This window comes from Oleiagrimonas soli, from assembly GCF_000761445.1.
In the GTDB taxonomy this organism is placed as follows: domain Bacteria; phylum Pseudomonadota; class Gammaproteobacteria; order Xanthomonadales; family Rhodanobacteraceae; genus Oleiagrimonas; species Oleiagrimonas soli.
In genome coordinates, this window is sequence record NZ_KN196470.1 from 664,696 (window position 1) to 682,306 (window position 17,611).

16 protein-coding genes and 1 pseudogene are annotated in these 17,611 nt (G+C 62.4%); 11 read left to right on the forward strand and 6 right to left on the reverse strand.

Going from position 1 to position 17,611, the window contains the following annotated elements:
• Positions 1-130: 130 nt before the first annotated feature.
• Entirely contained in the window at positions 131-1,051 is a 921-nt protein-coding gene (gene rocF / locus LF63_RS02915) for an arginase (protein ID WP_043099504.1), read from the forward strand.
• Between the two features lie 66 nt (positions 1,052-1,117).
• Here the strand turns inward: rocF and LF63_RS02920 are convergent, their stop codons facing one another.
• Complete coding sequence (locus LF63_RS02920) at positions 1,118-1,447, reverse strand: YegP family protein (RefSeq protein WP_043099505.1); 330 nt, start codon at positions 1,445-1,447, stop codon at positions 1,118-1,120.
• Between the two features lie 126 nt (positions 1,448-1,573).
• Here LF63_RS02920 and LF63_RS02925 point away from each other — a divergent pair, with 126 nt between their 5' ends.
• The 10 genes from LF63_RS02925 to LF63_RS02965 all read left to right on the forward strand — a co-directional run bounded on the left by LF63_RS02925 (position 1,574) and on the right by LF63_RS02965 (position 12,506).
• Positions 1,574-2,932 (forward strand): tryptophan--tRNA ligase, encoded by a 1,359-nt coding sequence (locus LF63_RS02925; protein WP_043099507.1) that lies wholly within the window; start codon positions 1,574-1,576, stop codon positions 2,930-2,932.
• Positions 2,929-3,246, forward strand: coding sequence for a hypothetical protein (locus LF63_RS02930; RefSeq protein WP_043099509.1), 318 nt, complete (start codon positions 2,929-2,931; stop codon positions 3,244-3,246). Before LF63_RS02925 ends, LF63_RS02930 begins: the two co-directional genes overlap by 4 nt.
• 970 nt (positions 3,247-4,216) lie before the next feature.
• Positions 4,217-5,194, forward strand: a complete 978-nt coding sequence (locus LF63_RS02935) for a glycosyltransferase family 2 protein (protein WP_043099510.1) — start codon at positions 4,217-4,219, stop codon at positions 5,192-5,194.
• On the forward strand, positions 5,184-5,924 hold the full coding sequence (locus tag LF63_RS02940) for a methyltransferase domain-containing protein (protein ID WP_043099512.1): 741 nt from the start codon (positions 5,184-5,186) through the stop codon (positions 5,922-5,924). The genes LF63_RS02935 and LF63_RS02940 overlap by 11 nt, the downstream gene beginning before the upstream one ends.
• The gene (locus tag LF63_RS15155; protein WP_152569231.1) at positions 5,915-7,582 is read left to right on the forward strand and encodes an HAD-IA family hydrolase; all 1,668 of its coding nucleotides are present in this window, start codon (positions 5,915-5,917) and stop codon (positions 7,580-7,582) included. Before LF63_RS02940 ends, LF63_RS15155 begins: the two co-directional genes overlap by 10 nt.
• Positions 7,579-8,280: a WbqC family protein gene (locus LF63_RS02950; protein WP_043099514.1), complete on the forward strand. Its 702-nt coding sequence runs from the start codon at positions 7,579-7,581 to the stop codon at positions 8,278-8,280. The genes LF63_RS15155 and LF63_RS02950 overlap by 4 nt, the downstream gene beginning before the upstream one ends.
• Positions 8,277-8,639 carry a DMT family transporter gene (locus tag LF63_RS02955; RefSeq protein WP_043099516.1) on the forward strand — a complete coding sequence of 121 codons (363 nt, stop codon included), beginning with the start codon at positions 8,277-8,279 and terminating at the stop codon, positions 8,637-8,639. The genes LF63_RS02950 and LF63_RS02955 overlap by 4 nt, the downstream gene beginning before the upstream one ends.
• A gap of 9 nt (positions 8,640-8,648) precedes the next feature.
• Positions 8,649-10,175: a hypothetical protein gene (locus LF63_RS02960; protein ID WP_152569232.1), complete on the forward strand. Its 1,527-nt coding sequence runs from the start codon at positions 8,649-8,651 to the stop codon at positions 10,173-10,175.
• A 111-nt stretch (positions 10,176-10,286) separates the two neighbouring features.
• A complete protein-coding gene (locus LF63_RS15440; protein ID WP_081945057.1) occupies positions 10,287-11,393 on the forward strand; it encodes an FG-GAP repeat domain-containing protein in 1,107 nt (368 codons plus the stop codon).
• A gap of 96 nt (positions 11,394-11,489) precedes the next feature.
• Positions 11,490-12,506 carry an FG-GAP repeat domain-containing protein gene (locus LF63_RS02965; protein WP_152569233.1) on the forward strand — a complete coding sequence of 339 codons (1,017 nt, stop codon included), beginning with the start codon at positions 11,490-11,492 and terminating at the stop codon, positions 12,504-12,506.
• 182 nt (positions 12,507-12,688) lie between these two features.
• Here the strand turns inward: LF63_RS02965 and LF63_RS02970 are convergent, their stop codons facing one another.
• From LF63_RS02970 to LF63_RS02985, 5 genes and pseudogenes are all read right to left on the reverse strand, one after another.
• Complete coding sequence (locus LF63_RS02970; protein WP_152569234.1) at positions 12,689-13,432, reverse strand: hypothetical protein; 744 nt, start codon at positions 13,430-13,432, stop codon at positions 12,689-12,691.
• The gene (locus tag LF63_RS02975) at positions 13,429-15,033 is read right to left on the reverse strand and encodes a tryptophan halogenase family protein (RefSeq protein ID WP_052394622.1); all 1,605 of its coding nucleotides are present in this window, start codon (positions 15,031-15,033) and stop codon (positions 13,429-13,431) included. The genes LF63_RS02970 and LF63_RS02975 overlap by 4 nt, the downstream gene beginning before the upstream one ends.
• 230 nt (positions 15,034-15,263) lie before the next feature.
• Positions 15,264-16,002, reverse strand: a 739-nt coding sequence (locus tag LF63_RS16210; protein ID WP_338047202.1) for a dihydrolipoamide acetyltransferase family protein, incomplete at its 5' end; no start/stop codon positions are given.
• 1 nt (position 16,003) lies between these two features.
• Positions 16,004-16,572: pseudogene (locus LF63_RS16215) on the reverse strand (biotin/lipoyl-containing protein); the annotation flags it as partial.
• A 58-nt stretch (positions 16,573-16,630) separates the two neighbouring features.
• On the reverse strand, positions 16,631-17,611 hold the full coding sequence (locus LF63_RS02985; RefSeq protein ID WP_043099522.1) for an alpha-ketoacid dehydrogenase subunit beta: 981 nt from the start codon (positions 17,609-17,611) through the stop codon (positions 16,631-16,633).

Consider the following 17,611-nt stretch of genomic DNA (forward strand, 5'->3'; position numbering starts at 1 on the left):
TACGTCACCCGGACGCGTGGCGCGCAGGTGTGCCGAGGCGTGTCCGGAAGGCCCGGCGGGCTTCCCTTATACTGAATGGCTATGACGTGGCCGCGCCGATGCGGCCCAAACCCGGATGCATGGAGGTTTCATGAATCGTTTTCCGCCTGTTTCGCTGATCGGCGTACCTACCGATATCGGCGCTGGCCATCGTGGCGCGTTGATGGGGCCGGATGCCCTGCGCGTGGCCGACATCGACAAGACGTTGCGCGCGCGCGGTCTGGACGTGGTCGACCGCGGCAATCTCAGCGGTCCGGTCAATCCGTGGCTGCCGCCGAAGGACGGCTACCGTCACCTGGACGGCGTCATTGCGTGGAATCGCGCGACGATGGAGGCGGTCTACGCCGAGCTGAACCAGGGGCGCCTGCCGATCATGATGGGCGGCGACCATTGTCTGGCCACCGGCTCGATCACCGCCGTGGCGCGCTATTGCCGCGAGCAGGGTCGCAAGCTGCGCATCCTGTGGCTGGACGCGCACACCGACTTCAACACCAGCGAGCTGACGCCGTCGGGCAACATCCACGGCATGCCGGTGGCGTGCCTGTGCGGTCATGGTCCGCAGGGCCTGACCGAGCTGGGCGGCAGCAAGCCGGCCATCGATCCGTCGATGGTGCGGCAGATCGGCATCCGTTCGGTCGACGAGGGCGAGAAGAAGTTCGTCCACGAGGCCGGGCTGGAGGTGTACGACATGCGCTACATCGACGAGTTCGGCATGAAACGCGCGATGGAAGAGGCGCTGACCGGGCTGGACAAGAACACGCATCTGCACGTCAGCTTCGACGTCGACTTCCTCGATCCGTCGATCGCGCCGGGCGTGGGCACCACGGTGCAGGGTGGCCCGAATTACCGCGAAGCGCAGTTGTGCATGGAGATGATCGCCGACACCGGCCGCATGGGTTCGCTCGACGTGGTTGAGCTGAACCCGGCCTACGACGACCACAACCGCACCGCGGAAGTGGCCGTGGACCTGGTCGAGAGCTTGTTCGGCAAGTCCACGCTGATTCGCGGCTGATGCGCGCAACGGCATGCGCGGCGTTCCTTGCGGAGCGCCGCGTCCTGCCCCTGACGTGAAACGCGATCAGCCCTCGGCGAGCTTGGCGCCGGGCGCGTTCTTGGCGACCGAAGCGATGCCGTTGTCGCAGGCGCGCTCGCTCTCGTACATCTCGCTGGTGCCGATCACCTGGCTGTTGCGGGCCTTGAGCACGAAGTAGTGCTTGCCGTTCTTGGCCGTCTTCTTCTCGAAACGCTTGGCGTCGCCGGCGTTCTTGCGCACCGATTCGATGCCGTTGCGCGCGCCGCTGCGCGCGGCGTAGCCCTGGCTGGCGAGGATGACCTCGCCGTTGCCGGCCTTGAGGTGGAAGTGGGTCTTGCCGTTCTTGGCGGTGAACAGTTCAAACTTGCCTGCCATCGTGAATCTCCCGGTGGTGGAAACGACGTGGATACAAGGACTGCTTCGGATCGCAACCGCGCAGCGATTGCACGGACCATGGTATGCCGTAAACTCAACGGCTGTTTGCGCGACGCAGCATGATTTATGCGAGTTCTGACCGGCATCACCACCAGCGGTATCCCGCATCTGGGCAATTACGTGGGCGCGATCCGTCCCGCCGTCGCCGCGAGTCGGCGCGAGGACGTCGATGCGTTCTACTTCATGGCCGACTACCACGCGCTGATCAAGTGCGACGATCCGGCGCGCGTGCAGCATTCGCGCCTGGCCATCGCCGCGACTTGGCTGGCCTGCGGACTGGACCCGAACAAGGCGACCATCTACCGCCAGTCCGACATTCCCGAGATTCCCGAGCTGACCTGGCTGCTGACCTGCGTCACCGCCAAGGGGCTGCTCAACCGCGCGCATGCCTACAAGGCGGCGGTGGACGCCAACACGTCCGCCGGCGAAGACCCGGATGCTGGCGTCACCGCGGGCCTGTACATGTACCCGGTACTGATGGCGGCCGACATCCTCGCCTTCAACGCCAACAAGGTGCCGGTCGGTCGCGATCAGGTGCAGCACATCGAAATGGCGCGCGACATCGCGCAGCGCTTCAATCACCTGTACGGGCGCGAGTTCTTCGTGCTGCCGGAAGCGGCCATCGAGGAGCACGTGGCGACGCTGCCGGGCTTGGACGGTCGCAAGATGTCCAAGAGCTACGACAACACCATTCCGCTGTTCGAGGGCGGCGCCAAGGCCACGCGTGCGGCGATCATGCGCATCGTCACCGACTCGCGCGAACCGGGCGAGCCCAAGGACGCCGACGGCTCGGCGCTGTTCACGATCTTCCGTGCGTTCGCCGATCCGGACGAGACCGCGGCGTTCCGCGCCGATCTCGAAGGCGGCATGGGCTGGGGCGACGCCAAGCAGCACCTGTTCGCGCGCATCGATCGCGAGCTGGCGCCGATGCGTGAGCGCTACGCGCATCTGATGGCGCATCTGGACGAGGTCGAGGCGATCCTCATGGCCGGCGCGGCGCGCGCGCGCAAGACCTCCGAACCGCTGCTGGACACCCTGCGCGAGGCCGTCGGTCTCGGTCGCGGCGCGGTGCAGGCGCCGGCGAAGAAGGAAAAGCGCAAGAAGAAGGGCAAGCAGATGCGCATGGTCAGTTTCCGCGAGCAGGACGGCAGCTTCCGCTTTCGCATGCTTGCCGCGGATGGCGAGGAGCTGGCGCTGTCGCGCGGTTTCGCCGATCCGAAAGCCGCCGGCGCGTGCATCCAGGAGATCGTGGCGATGGGCGACACGCTGGCGGTCGTACCGGCCGACAACGCCTTCGTCGTTACCCTGAACGGCGCATCGGTGGCCGAGAGTCCGGTCTTCGCCGACGCCGACGCGCGCGACGCCGGCATCGACCGTCTGCGTGCCGAACTGGCGGCGCTGGCGGCCGAGGACGGCGACGCATGAGTTACCTCGGCCTGATTCTGCTCGGGCCGTGGCTGGTGATTCTGGCCTGGGCCTACTGGAGCTTCCCGAAGTCCCTGCCGCGCACGCGCGGCCGTCGCCTGTTCGATGCGGTCGTGCTGTCGGCGGCCACCCTGGCGGCCATCGCCCTGACCCATTACGGGTTCGTGTCCGCAGCGGATCACGCGCTTCCGGGGCACCTGGGCGTGTGGCAGATGGTGGCACCGGTGCTGTATGCCTACGGCGGGTTTTCCTTCGTCATGGCGCTGGGTCTGATCGCACGGCATGTGCTCTGGCAACGGGGCGTCCATGCCTGATGCTTCAGGGGCGAAGCGAAAGATGTTTCTGGGTCACGGACATTATCGGGCGTACCGGCAGGTCGTGCGTGACCTCGGTTCGAGTCCGCTGCATGAAGCGAAATACACATGACGCGCGTCAAGGCGTACAGATATGCACCCAATCGAGGGCTCATGTTGCCAGTCTTCGCATGGGCCTTTGCGTGCGTTACCGTTAAAGAGTCCATGCCGTCATACATGCCGCTGGACATCTTGCTTAAACACCAGCTGGGACTGACGCTCCTGTTTGGGCATTGAGTATCTTCTTGATGGTTCCAATCTACCGGCCGTTGCTGGGTACGAGATTGTTGTTGGCAAGGGCCGGATACTGGTTCCTCGAGAGAGCTCGTCGCGTGATCGCATCAGGGTGAAGCACCGGTATGATGAGTCTCAACGTGAACAAGGTTCTCGTGCCGAGTCGACCGACTCCTTCGTACAATTGACCGCCGATTACCGCATGGGTACGCGAATCCGACGATGCTCACTGCGGAGGAGCAATTTTCGCCCTCGAACAAAGTTCGGGGAGATGGGCTTCTTGCTGGCCGAGAACATGCGAGCGTGGAATCTCGGTATCATGCGCGGTCCGGATGCGATCCAGTTCGTACCGCAATAGCCGGTCGACGGGTGAAAATGAAGCTGCATCGACGCGTGTTTGCCCATAACGGGTTGGATTGTTGCTTTGCAATGCTTCGTACCGGTGCTTGAAGTCCACGAGCATTGGCGGATATCCGCAAGAAGTGAGCTTGTGCGGCCGGCTTGTTCGTCGACGAACTTGGCGAGCATTCGCGAGACATGCGAAGCTCTTCAATTGAACGTCTCCGAACTGCAGGCTTGCGGCATCATGCCGAAGCGAGGCGCGTGTAGGGCAGGGAGGTCACGTTAGCCATCCTGATTTGTTCACAAGATAACTACCGTGCACCCAGCGTCCCTTTCCAATCTCAACGAATGCCCTGTGAAGGCCCCTGGCGACGAAGCCTGCGTTCTGAGCGTGGTCAGCACGCTCTATGGTTCGCGAACGTTTCTCCCGGAGTTCGTCGCGCAATGCCATGAAGTGCTTGCCGAATTGGATATCGACAAGTTCGAGATCGTCTTTGTCGACGACGGCTCCCCGGATGATTCGGCGCATTGGGTGCGTGAGCAGTGCCGGGTGGACCCGCGGATGCGCCTGGTGCAGTTGTCGCGCAATTTTGGCCATCACAAGGCCGCACTGGCCGGACTCGCGCATGCGTGCGGCGAACGCGTGTTCCTGATCGATTGCGATCTCGAGGTGCCGCCCTTGTTCCTCAAGCGGCTGTGGTCGAGAATGCGGGATTCTGCGGCCGATGTGGTCTACGGCTACCAGGAAGTACGCAAGGGTGGCTGGATCGAACGGTGGGGCGGAAAACTGTTCTGGTCGCTGTTCAACAGCCTGAGCGACTCTCCGGTGCAGGAAAGCGTCGTGACCGAGCGACTGATGACGCGACGTTATGTGGACGCGTTGCTCGGTCTTGGGGATCGCAATGTCTTCCTGGCCGGAATGATGTCCTGGACCGGATTCGTGCAACTTGGACTGCCGGTCGAGAAGTTGCGTCGTTCTGGCAGATCTTCGTACACCCTCTACAAGCGCGCGGCATTGTTGCTCGAGGCCGTGACCTCGTTTTCAGCAAAACCGCTGTATGCCAGTCTGTGGGTCGGCGCGATTTCATTGCTGATCTCGTTCGCCAATGCCGGCTATGTCGTTGTGAACAAGCTCATCGATCCTGCGTCGACAGCGCTCGGCTATCCCTCTGTGGTTGCGTTGCTTACGGCCTTTTTCGGTCTTCTGATGATCAGTCTTGGCGTGGTCGGAATCTATGTCGCGCGCATCTTCGTGCAGACCCAGCAGCGCCCGCTCTTCATCGTGAAGGACATCGAACCCTCCGCTTCAGAACCACATTGCAATGACGATTGAGCAAGACAGCACCGCGTACATGCCGGGATTCCGGTTCTACGACGACAACCTGCGCTTGTTGCATGCAGCGCTGGAGCAAATGATTCGCCGGACACGAAATTTGCAGCACTTCTCCATGCTCAGCCTGGGGGTCGGTCATCGCGTGACGGTGCACGGTCTCATCGAGCGGCTGGGCGATCGTCTGCGCGACTACCTCATTGTCGAGGGGTCGGAGAGCATCATCGAGATGTTCCGTCGGGAAACGCCGGTGCCTCCATACGTGCGGCTCGAGCAGTCGTATTTCGAGACCTTCGAAACCGATCGCCGCTTCGATGTCATCGAGATGGGGTTCGTGCTCGAGCATGTTGCCGATCCCGGCCTCGTGCTGCGGCGTTTCAGCACGATGCTCGCGCAGCAGGGAAGGATCATGATCGCCGTTCCCAATGCGCATTCGCTGCATCGCAAGATCGGTTTCCAGGCCGGTCTTATGCCGGATGTGCATGCCTTGAGCGAGGCCGACCGCGCACTCGGTCATCAGCATTATTTCGATCCGGTGAGCATCCAGGCACTGATTGAGTCCTGCGGCCTCGAAGTCGTGGGACGGGCGGGGTTGATGCTGAAGCCGTTCACCAGCGATCAATTGGCCTCTCTGAAGCTGGATGACGCGATCGTGCAGGCGATGGACGAAGTGGGTTTCGAGCTTCCGGACGTTTGCAACGGGATCTTTCTGGAAGCGCGCGCGTGTCAGTGACCGTTGCCGTGGTCGCCGGGGGCGGCTTTCAGGGACAGGGCATCATCGATGCGGTTCATGCCATTGACGGTGCGCGCGTCGTCGTCGTCGACAGCACGAGCGATGCGCTCGGTGAACTGCAGGCGGATCGCTATGTGCAGTGCCCGCCCTTGAGCGAAGCCGCGGCATTCGAAGCCTCGCTTATCGAGCTGGTGCGCAGTGAACGCATCGACCTGATCATTCCGGCGACGCAGAGAGAACTGCGCTGCCTCGCGTGCATGCACGAGCGGCTCCTGAATGCCGGTGCGCGTACTGCGGTGTGCCCTCCCAACCTTCTCGACACCCTGCTGGACAAGAAGAAGCTGTACGCGGCCCTGGGCGCGCAAGGCTTCGAAGTGCAGTCGCCTATTGAGTTGGTTGCGGACGCGCCCTATCCGCTGTTCGGCCGTGAACGCGAGGGTTGGGGCGGGCGTGAGAGCCGGGTCGTGCGCGCTTTCGACGAGATTCACGAAGTCGAACGCGATGATCTGGCGCGTTCGTACCTGTGGACCACTTACTTCGACCAGTTCGACGAAATTTCCACCGATTTCGCCATCGATTTTCAGGGCAACGTATCGCGGGTGACGCTCCGGCAGCGCATGCGCACCTCGGGGGGGTTCGCGGTCGTCAGTCAGTCGATCGAAGATCCGCATCTCGCGCGACGGGTCGACTTGCTTGCGGATTGGTTGCGCGGACAAGGCGCATGCGGCCTGTTCAACGTGCAATGGCTGAAGCTTCCGGACGGAACGTGCTTTCTCTCGGATCTCAATCCGCGGCACGGTACTTCGTCCGGGCATGCGCTGGCGGAAGGTGTCAACCTCGTGGCTTTTCTTCTAGGACGCGCAGAGGACAAGGACATCCGGCCGCGAAGGTATGTGCGTACCGTGCGTTCGCTGACTCAGCAAACGTTGCCCCTGTTTGCGCCGGAGAGGGTCAAGGGGGTGGTGTTCGATCTGGACGACACGCTGCTCGATCAGAAACGCTGGATGCTCGATCGCATGAAGCTTGCGGCCTCCATGCTTGCCGGTGAAGTGGATGTCGACGATGTGCTCGCGCATGCGTACTTCGCGCTGGAGCAGGGGGAGCATGCGCGCCTGATCGATGCCATCTGCGAAAGGTTGCAGCGGGACGATCTCCGACATCGATTGCTGGAGGCTTACCGGCAAGCGCGGCCGTTACGTGCGCATCTGTTTACCGAGGTTGCGGATATCCTCCGTTGCTTGCGAGATCAGGGGCTGGCGCTGGCGCTTCTGACAGACAATCCACCGCAGACGCAGCGTGCGAAACTCGTGGCCAGCGGTAATCTCGCGGACGCTTTCGACACGGTGGTCTTCGCGCGTGAGCATGGTGCGGAAAAACCCGCATCCAGTGCCTTCGAGATCGTCGCGCAACGGCTTGGATGCGAACCGAAATTCCTGATGATGGTCGGAGACAATCCCGCTCGCGATGCGCTAGGCGCCGTCCGCGCGGGTTTTGGTTCGTGCCTTCTTCTGCAACGGCCGGGAGGACGCTATCGCGTGCGTGTGGATCTGTTGCGGCGATACGCGCCGTCTGTGGCCGAGCGAGTATGGGTGGCCGAGGATCTCAGGGGGTTGCCGCTTGCCGTGCGCCTGATGCAGGAAGGAGCGTACGGGTCATGAAGGTTGCGGCGATCCAGTCCAGCTACATCCCGTGGAAGGGATATTTCGACATCATCCGCAGCGTTGACACCTTCATCTTTCTCGATGATGTGCAGTACACCGTGCGCGATTGGCGTTCGCGCAACCGGATCAAGACCCGGCAGGGCTTGAAGTGGTTGAGTGTGCCCGTCGGCAACGATACCCGGAGATTGATTCACGAAGTGGCGATTCCGGATGCGGTCTGGCAGGAAAAGCACTGGAAGGCTCTCGTGCACGCGTACTCAAAAACGCCGTATTTTTCGCATTATGCGGCGCTGATCGAAGAATTCTACCGAGGACGCATCTGGAGCAATCTCTCGGAGATGAACCAATGGTTCACACGGACGATCGCGCGCGAGTGTCTGGGCATCACGACTCGGTTCTGCGATTCGCGCGAGTTTTCCGCTGAGGGGCGCAAGCTTGATCGTTTGATCGATCTCGTCCGCAAATGCGGGGCGTCAGCGTATCTTTCCGGACCGTCCGCACAGGAATACATCATCGATGAGCGCTTCGCTGAAGCGGGTATCGCGCTTGCCTACAAGGATTATTCCGGCTATCCGGAGTATCCGCAGACGCATGGTTCCTTCGAGCATGCGGTATCCATTCTCGATCTGCTTTTTCACGTTGGCCCGGAAGCTCCCCGCTATATCTGGGGTTGGCGAGAGGAGGGGGGGGCATGAGTTATCTGTTCGTCGTGATGACGGTCGTTCTTACGGTCGCTGGACAGCTTCTACTGAAATGGCAGGTTGGTCTTGTGCCGCCGCCACCGCAGGCGGGAGGGGCCTTGCTGGGCTATGTCGTGAGCATGTTCTTCCGCCCCTGGGTGATCGTCGGTCTGGCGGCAGCTTTTCTGGCATCGGCCTGCTGGATCGTGGCGGTTTCGCGTTTCGAGCTCAGTCGAATCTATCCGTTCATGGCGTTGAATTTCGTCGTCGTGGGACTTCTGGCCGTCCCCTTGTTCGGGGAACCCATGACGCGCTGGAAGCTCGTCGGGCTGCTGTTCGTTTTCGTCGGGTTGATCGCTACGAGTCGGGGGTGAGTGATGCGCATGCTGCAAGCCGATGCCGGCCGGCGCCGGAATGTCTTGATCGCGGCATTGCTGGCAGTGATTGTTGCCGCGGTGCTGTACAGGATCAATCGGGCCTTCGGCGACTTCCTGGCGGATGAGGGTTACCTCTGGTACGGGGTCCAGCGCGTGCTTTCCGGTGAGGTCCCCGTTCGTGACTTCATGTCCTACGAAGTCGGACGCTACTACTTCTCCGGATTGCTCCTTTATCCGTTCGGCACGGACGGGCTGCTTGCCTTGCGCGCCGTGCTGGCGATGGTCGCCGCCATCAGTCTGGGCATAAGCATCGGTCTTTCGGGGGCAGCCACCCGGGAATCGCGCGTGTGGTGGATGATCCCGGTGGCGTTGCTTTTCGCGGAGTGGCTGGTGCCGCGGCACAAAGTGTTCGACATCGCCATATCGGCCTTGCTCGTGCTCGGCGTGTACCGAATGCTGCGAAAACCGGGCAAGGATCGGTTCTTCCAGTTCGGGCTGATCGTGGGTGTGGCGGCCACCATTGGCCAGAACCACGGAGCATACGGTCTGGTGGCTGCAGTACTGGCGTTTGCCTGTCTGTGGGCGGAAAGGTCCGGGGCGTTGTCGATTCCCTCCCTGCTGGCATGGGGTCTGGGCGTGATTATCGGCTACCTGCCCGTACTGCTGACTGCGCTCATCGCGCATGGGTTCGTGCAGGCCGAAATCAGTGCCTTGCACTACATCCTGTTCGAGTACAAGGGGACGAATCTGCCGCTGCCCATTCCGTGGCCCTGGACACATGCGGCGCACGGCAGTTTCGCGCGGGTGATGCTGTCGCTGTTTTTTGTGGCGCTGCCGATCAGTCTGGTGCTTGCATTCATCGCGATTGTTCGACGCGTGCGCAGAGGAATCCAGGGGCACGAGGCGCTGTTCGTGGCAGCCTTTACCGTTGCCGTGCCGTACGCAAATGTGGCGTTCTCCAGAGCCGATCCTGCACACCTGGCACAGGCCATGGTGCCGTACCTTCTGCTTGCCATTGCCATGCCGGCATTCTTCGGTCTGCGCAGTCGTTGGCAGCCGTTGATCGTCAGCGGCCTGATTCTGGTTTCACTTCCGGTTGCGCTGCCGCTGCAGCCGCGCATGGCGCTTTCACGCAGTGCTCGGCTCGTTCCCATGAACGTCCAGGGTGATCGCGTCATGGTTTCGCAGCCCACGCACGCGTTGTTGGAGGTGGCGATGCAGGAGTATGTCAACGGGACGGTACTGGCCGTTCCGTACTTTCCGGGGTTGATGGCCGCCCTGCATGAGAAGTCGCCGATCTGGGGCATCTATCCGCTGTTTCCGCGCAAGCCGGTATTCGAGGAGAAGGAAATCGCCCGATTGCGCGCGGCAAAACCGGCAGCCATCCTGGTTTCCCGCGCAGCGCTGGATCGGCGGAAAGCGCTGACGTATCCGATGACGCATCCGGAGATTTATCGGTTCCTGCAACAGCAATACACCAAGAAGCCCGTGCCGGGCAGGATGGGCATGGAACTCTATGTGCCGCCCCGTTGAGAGCTAGGTCGATATGACTCTTCGGCACCGCCCCGAACCCTAGGTTAAGGCGTAGGTGCGATGGTGCTTCGATCTATTATCTACAAATAAATAGGGGTGGGGTAGTTCAACGTGAAAATAATTCATGGATGCGTAGGCTTATTTCTGTTTGCTGCAGCAGGAGTGCACGCGCAGGAAGTCAGAGTCGATACGTTGCAGGCATTGATTCCAACGACCCCGATTCCGGGTTCGGCGCACACGCCCTCTGATATCAATGGAGATGGCTTTTCGGATTTGGTCTGGACCAATCCGTTCAAGCACCAGGTGGGCTACTGGATCATGGGGCTTAATTCTTCCGGCGAGGTGGAGCGTAAAAGTTCCGTCGTCTTGGACATGGGGGCAGGGAATTTTGTCGGTGCGGTCGGCGACTTCAACGGGGATGGATTCGCCGATATGGTTTTGACCAATGCGGACAGAGATCTAGTTCTTTGGACCAATAATCTCTCCGGGAAATTCGTGGCCTCATCTCTTGCGCCCTATTCCTCAGGCTGGCAGCTGCTTGGGGCGGGTGATGTAGATGGGGATGGCCAGGACGATCTGCTCTGGTTCAACAAGGGGGGCTGCCAGTTTGGATATTGGTTGATCAAGAAAGGAGTCCGGGCAGGCATTCGAACGATTCCTGTCGCGTGTGGCTATTCGCCAGTAGCGATTGGGTACTTTTCACCCAACCCACGCATTTCCATTGTCTGGACGAGTTCCGCGCACGACTTATGGATTTGGGACAGCATGGGTGCTGGATTTCGTTCGTACAACGTCACTCAAACGGCAACCAGTAATGTGTTGATTGGTTTTGGTGGAGGAGTGGCCGGCCAGGGTATATCGGCGATTTACCGTCAGAACTTTCCGGATGGCAGTTACAGTACGTTCGTTACGTATATGACCCTGGGCCGTACCTTCGACACCTCAGGTCATCAAACGGCTTTCACATGGTCAAGCCCGACAACGGAATCTGTCGGTTTGCCGTGGAGTGTCGGAGGCTCGATCATTTCGGGTAGAGCCCCGCAAGGTGGGGCTCTGATTGAACAACAGGGCAATGGCTCCATGGACGTTTGTATGCCGCAGGCATCTTCTCCGCCGCAGTCTGGAGACTGTGCTTCTTATAGTTTTCCGCGCGACTGGTTCATGGTTGGCGCTCCCGGTAATGGTGCAGGCCCGCGGGGCGAGGAGCTGACGCCATGATCAAGTGGACATCAAAAAGCGCAGCATTCGTTCTATTGATGGCGTTGGCCTCAACCGCGCATGCGCAGAGTGTGAATTTTTGCCGACCAGCCTGCGTTGATCGCCAACAGCACCATTCCCGGACGGACGTCCACTCCGAACGATTTCAATGGAGATGGACTCTCAGAGTTGCTTTGGTTTTCCCCGGGTTCGAGTCAATTCCAGATCTGGTATCTCTCATTGAGCGATGATCAGACTACGATTACCCGTGATGTGCGAACCGTGTCGATCACGCCAGGCTATGTCATTGCCGGTACGGGGGATGTGGATGGAAACGGCAGGGCCGACCTGATATTCACCAGTCCAAAGCATGACTTGTATGTCTGGAAAATCGATCCGATACATGGATTTGTGCCGGCTTACCTGGGTACCTATCCTGCTGGCTGGGTACTGCTCGGATCGGCGGATGTGGATGGTGACGGCACCGACGACCTGCTTTGGCAAAACCCTGCAGCATGCCAGTTCGGCTACTGGAGGATGAAAGACGGCAAGCACGTGGCAACCAAAATCCTTCCCGTGGCTTGCGACTACACGCCGTTGTCGATCGGTTACTACAGCCTGACCAGCCGTGCATCCATCACATGGATGGATGGCGAGCACGCGATCCACGTATGGGATAGCACCGGCAATGGCTTCAGTGAATTCGACCTGGGCGATTTTCCGGCCAATGATTACGTGTATCGCTTGGGCGGAGGTCGGCAGGGAAGGGGGATGGCCTTCGATTACGTGCAGGCAGGCAATAGCGGACTCGTGTTCCGCGATTTCAATCGAAACTTCTCGATCAGCGGCGCTCAGTCATCATGGACCAAGGGCACGTTCGGTACCGCTGGCCATTCGTCAACCGAGTATTCCGGTGGTTTTGTAGTCAGAGCACAGGGGTTCGACAACACAGCTCCAGTGACTTTCGATACCAGTGTGCTTAATCAATCTGGAACCGGCACGTATGCGAGGGCGATGGTCTGCATGCCGTCCGATCAGGCGTACGATTCGATCACGCTCGAGCCGAACCGTACGTGTGCCTACATGTCCCTCGCATCGGGATGGTTCCCGGTCGGATACCACGCGATTCCCTGAGCTGTCGAAGGAAGTCTGTAACGACGTCGTTCCCAGCTGATGGGCCCTGCAAGTCCGGGTATTCCTTGGGTCCTGTCAGGATCTGCATCCATGCCGAAATGTGAATTGCGGAGAGCGGCATCATCGGGTCTGGCGGCCCGATGATGCCGTATGTACCGTGATGCATGCGAGAGGCGACAGCATCATGGATGCCAGTTGCGGGGGGCATGCTCCGTCGCCGAAAACACTTGTTTTCCATCGATTTTCAACAGACCGATCAACGCGTGCAAGCGTAACCGGTTGCGTTCGGCATGCGTGCAGTCCGCCACGCGCAGCATGAAGGTGAGCACGATCTCGCGGTCGTGTTGCGGGTTGTTGGTCAGGTACTGACGCACCTGTAGTGGACCGGTCGGGGGAAAACCGTGGTCGGCGAGCCACAGCAGATCGTGTTCGCCTTCCAATTGCTGCTTGCTCAGATTCACGCATTGGTCCGGACGGCGATGGAACGTCAGTCCGGCAAGAGTGGCCATGGGCAGCGCGTCGTAGTTTGATGCGCCACTGTCGTCGGCAACGGTTTCTGCGTGCACCATCAATGCGGCGTCCTTGCTCAGGAACGCGGTCAGCGAGATACGGAACGGATGGCCGTTGAATGTGTCGGTCCGGTGTTCGGGCGATGCCACGTGGAAGCGATGGGGCATGCGCAATGCGTGGTCGAGTCCGTGCGTTGTGACGACGCTGTGTGTGGATGCGCGCAGGTTGCCAAACGTGGTGGGCTGCTTGCCGGCGGGATGTGCTGCGGTACCGAAACTCAAGGTCAGCAGCAGCGCGAATACGCAGCGTGAAACCGGGCGGGAATCTGTTGCCGTCCGACGCGCACCGCTGCATCGGCGCGTGTCTTCTCGTTCCTCGTGGCGACGCAACGGTCGCATGAGGTGTGCGTATTTCACCAGAAGTAGGCCTGCAACGAATTTTCCCGCGATCGTAGCGGAATGTTCTGCAGCAGTTCGCGATGATCGGGAAAATTGGTGGCGCTGCGTTCGATCAGGTTGTCGATCTGCGCGAGGTCGTGTCTGGCCTCCTCCTTGGTCGCCGGACGCATTTGCCCGGCGTTGGGGAACAGGCCCATGCCGGCCAGCAGGCTGTACCAGGACATGATCGGGTAGCCCTTGCCGAAGGCGCCGCCGTTGAGACCCGGAATGATCGGCTCGCTCGCCAGCCAGGTGCGCAGCAGGCGTTCGAGCGAGGGCGACAGGCGCGTGTTGGCCGCATTCTCGCGCCAGTAGTCGGTGTCGGTGCGGGTGTTGGTCTTGTAGTGCGCGACGATGTAATCGCGCGTGCCCTCGAACAGGTCGTTGACGGTGGTGTTGAAGTCCGTCTGCGCGCGTTCGCCCAGGTCGCCCTTTTCCAGCGCCCGCACCAGCAGGGTCGCGGTGCGCTGCACGAACAGCAGCGCCGTGGCCTCGAGCGGTTCGATGAATCCCTGGGCGAGGCCGTTGGCGACGCAGTTGCGGTGCCAGTGCTTCTGCATGCGGCCGACGCGCATCTTCAGGTGGCGCACGGGCACGTCCGCGTCGAGCAGGCCCAGATGCGCGCGCAGTTCGGTTTCGGCGTCCTCGGCCGAGCAGAACGCGCTGCTGTAGACGTAGCCGTGACCGTGGCGATGGGTGAGCGGAATCTTCCAGGACCAGCCGTTGCGCAGCGCGGTCGAGACGGTCTGCGACATGATCGGCCCGTCGTGCGGCACGGGCAACGCGACCGCTGCATCGTTGAACAGGTTTTCCGCGTAAGACACGAACGGCGTCTGCAGCGTCTTGCCGATCAGCAGCGAGGCGAAGCCGGTGCAGTCGACGAAGAAGTCGGCCGCCAGGGTGGTGTCGTCGTCCAGGCGCAGCAAGGCGATGTCGCCGTTGTCGTGCTGCTGCACCGCGGTGACGTGGCCGACCCGGTGCCGCACGCCGCGCTGCACGCCCTTGTCGTGCAGAAAACGGCCCAGCAGCACGGAATCGAAGTGGTAGCCGTACCAGACGTCGAACGGGAAGCTGCGCTGTGGCTTCGGCGCCAGGCAGTCGCGCGCCAGCTTGGTGGAGATGAAGAAACGGTCGGGATGCGCATGCACGTCGGCGCGGTTCAGGCGCGCGTGTACGTTGTCGACGAACTGCGGCATGGTCAGGTTGTCGAGCATCGAGGCGAACGAGTGGAAGTAGCTCTCGAAGCCGGGGCGCGTGGACCAGCCCTCGAAGGTGATGCCGCTCTTGTAGGTGGCGTTGCAGGCGGGCATCCACTCCGCTTCCTCGATGTCCAGTTCGTCGAAGAAGCCGCGCAGCCAGGGCGTGGAGCCTTCGCCGACGCCGATCGCGCCGACCTGCGGGGATTCCAGCAGCGTGATCTGCAGGCGTGGACCGTAGGCGGAATGAGCCAGCAGCAGCGCGGTCATCCAGCCGGCGGTGCCGCCGCCGGCTACGACGATGCTGCGAACCGGCGGTTCGGCGTCGGTGCGCGCGCTGCGCGGCTGGGGGTTCTGGTTGAAGACGGTGGTGGCGTCGGTCATGGCTCGCGCATCGCAGGGCGGCCCGCAGGCGGGCGCAGACACGACGAGCGTCCCAGAAGTCGGCGGTGGAAGTCCACTTTCCGGGCCGTGTGATTACACGGATTCGGAGTGCATCTGCGCCGGTCGGGGTGCAGTGAGCAGCCGGTCCGATCCGCGATGGCAGCGCGCTGCGGATAAACAAAAGGGACGCTGCGGCGTCCCTTTTGTTCAAAACAGCTTGGGCGCAGCCCTTACTGCGGCATCGCCAGATCGTCTAGCAGCGCCTTCAGGAAGCGCGCGGCTTCGCCGCCGGTGGCGGCGCGGTGATCGAAGGTGATGCTGATCGGCATGCGGCGGTGCACCTCGATGCCGCCCATCACCGCGACCACGTCGTGGCTGAGCTTGCCCGCGCCGACGATGGCCACGCACGGCGGCACCACGACCGGGGTCGCATAGCGGCCGGCGAACATGCCGAAGTTGGACAGGCTGATGGTGTAGCCGGATAGCTCCGAGGACGGAATGCTGCGGTCCATGACCTGGTTGCGCAGGCGGTTGATGCCCTGACGCACGCCGTTGGCGTCGAGCATGTCGGCGTTGCGCAGCGCGGGCACGAACAGACCGTCGTCGGTATCCACGGCGATGCCGATGTCGACGTGCGGGTGCAGGGTGCGGGTCAGGTTGTCGCCGTCGAACCAGGCGTTCAGCGCCGGCACCGTCTTGCAGGCGGCGACGATGGCGCGGATCAGGCGCGCGGTGATGTCCTGCTTGCCGATCCAGGCGTGCAGGTCGGCGTCGTCGGCCAGCGTGGTCGGCACCACGTTGGCGTGGGCGTCGGCCATCACGCGGGCCATGTTGCGGCGCACGCCCTTGAGCTGCTCGGGCTGGCCGCTGGCCTGCACGGACGGCGGCGCGGTGCGCATCGGCTTGCCGGCCTGCGACACGGCGGTGCGCTGGCCGGTGCCCATCGGCGCGGCGGCCGCGGGGGCCGGCNGGTGCACTGCCGTCGGCGGCGGCCTGTTTGACGTCCTTCAGCGTGACCACGCCGCCTTCGCCGGTCGGCTGCACGCGGGTCAGGTCGACCTTGAGCTTCTTTGCCATCGCGCGCACGGCCGGCACGGCCTTGACGCCGCCGGCGCTGCTGACCTGCTCGACGTGGACGGTGTTGCCGCTGGCCATCGCGCCGACCACGGTGCCTTCGTCCTCGCGGTCGCCGGAAGCGGCCGGCGCGGGCGCCGGCGCGGGTTCGGCGGCTTTCTTCTTCTTCGGGCCATGGCTATGGCCGGTGTCCTGCGACTCGGCGCGCTGCTTGGCGTTCGGGTCCGGCTCGAAATCGGCCAGCGCGGCGCCGGTCTCGATCACGTCGCCGGGCGCGCCGTACAGCTTGACCACCTTGCCGGTGTACGGCGAGGGCACGTCGACGACGGCCTTGGCGGTTTCCATGGAGGCCAGCGGCGCGTCGAGCTTGATGTCGTCGCCTTCCTTGACGTGCCATTCGACGATGGTGGCGTCGGGCAGGCCCTCGCCGAGGTCGGGCAGGTTGAAAGTCTTGATGTCGGCCATGGTGTTGATCCGTGAAGATTCGTGACTTTAGCGGGGCGGGCGACCCGCCCCGAGGGGTTTAGCTGACCGCCAGCGTCTTCTTCGCGGCAGCGACGATGCGCTCCACGCTGGGCAGGTACTTCATTTCCAGCTGGAACAGCGGGATGTGCGTGTCGTAGCCGGTCACGCGCTGCACCGGCGCCAGCAGGTCGAACAGGCATTCCTCGACCAGGCGGGCGGCGATCTCCGCGCCGAAGCCGGCGGTCTTGGGGGCCTCGTGCACGATCACGCAGCGGCCGGTCTTGCTGACCGATTCGGCGATGGTGTCGAAGTCCAGCGGCGTCAGCGTGGCGACGTCGATGACCTCGGCGCTGATGCCTTCCTCGGCCAGTTCGTCGGCGGCTTCCAGCGTTTCCTTCACCTGCGCGCCCCAGGTCACCAGGGTCACGTCGGTGCCGTCGCGCAGCACGAAGCACACGTCCAGCGGCAGCGCTTCGCCGTCGTCCGGCACTTCTTCCTTGTACTGGCGGTAGATGCGCTTGGGTTCGAGGAAGATGACCGGGTCCGGATCGCGGATCGCCGCCAGCAGCAGACCGTAGGCGCGCGCCGGCGAGGACGGCAGGACCACGCGCAGGCCCGGCACGTTGGTGAACAGGTGCTCGTTGGCCTCCGAGTGATGCTCGGGCGCGCGGATGCCGCCGCCCCACGGGGCGCGGAACACGGCCGGCACGCTGAGGCGGCCGCGGGTGCGGTTGCGCATGCGCGCGGCGTGGCAGTTGATGTGCTCCATCATCGGATAGATGAAGCCCTCGAACTGCGCTTCGGCGACCGGCTTCATGCCCTGCACGGCCAGGCCGACCGTGGCGCCGGCGATGGTGGTTTCGTCCAGCGGCGTGTCGAGCACGCGCAGCGGACCGAACTTTTCCTGCAGGCCCTGGGTGGCGCGGAACACGCCGCCGTTGACGCCGACGTCCTCGCCCAGCACGACGACCGAATCGTCGTGCGCCATTTCGTAGGCCAGCGCTTGGGTGACCGCTTCGATGAGGGTGATCTGTGCCAT

What these genes read in the sequence shown, in the direction of transcription:
- LF63_RS02975 (WP_052394622.1), bottom strand. Translation starts at nt 15,033, where the DNA reads ATGACCGACGCCACCACCGTCTTCAACCAGAACCCCCAGCCGCGCAGC.
- rocF (WP_043099504.1), top strand. Translation starts at nt 131, where the DNA reads ATGAATCGTTTTCCGCCTGTTTCGCTGATCGGCGTACCTACCGATATC.
- LF63_RS02925 (WP_043099507.1), top strand. Translation starts at nt 1,574, where the DNA reads ATGCGAGTTCTGACCGGCATCACCACCAGCGGTATCCCGCATCTGGGC.
- LF63_RS02940 (WP_043099512.1), top strand. Translation starts at nt 5,184, where the DNA reads ATGACGATTGAGCAAGACAGCACCGCGTACATGCCGGGATTCCGGTTC.
- LF63_RS02955 (WP_043099516.1), top strand. Translation starts at nt 8,277, where the DNA reads ATGAGTTATCTGTTCGTCGTGATGACGGTCGTTCTTACGGTCGCTGGA.
- LF63_RS02920 (WP_043099505.1), bottom strand. Translation starts at nt 1,447, where the DNA reads ATGGCAGGCAAGTTTGAACTGTTCACCGCCAAGAACGGCAAGACCCAC.
- LF63_RS02930 (WP_043099509.1), top strand. Translation starts at nt 2,929, where the DNA reads ATGAGTTACCTCGGCCTGATTCTGCTCGGGCCGTGGCTGGTGATTCTG.
- LF63_RS02985 (WP_043099522.1), bottom strand. Translation starts at nt 17,611, where the DNA reads ATGGCACAGATCACCCTCATCGAAGCGGTCACCCAAGCGCTGGCCTAC.
- LF63_RS02950 (WP_043099514.1), top strand. Translation starts at nt 7,579, where the DNA reads ATGAAGGTTGCGGCGATCCAGTCCAGCTACATCCCGTGGAAGGGATAT.
- LF63_RS02960 (WP_152569232.1), top strand. Translation starts at nt 8,649, where the DNA reads ATGCTGCAAGCCGATGCCGGCCGGCGCCGGAATGTCTTGATCGCGGCA.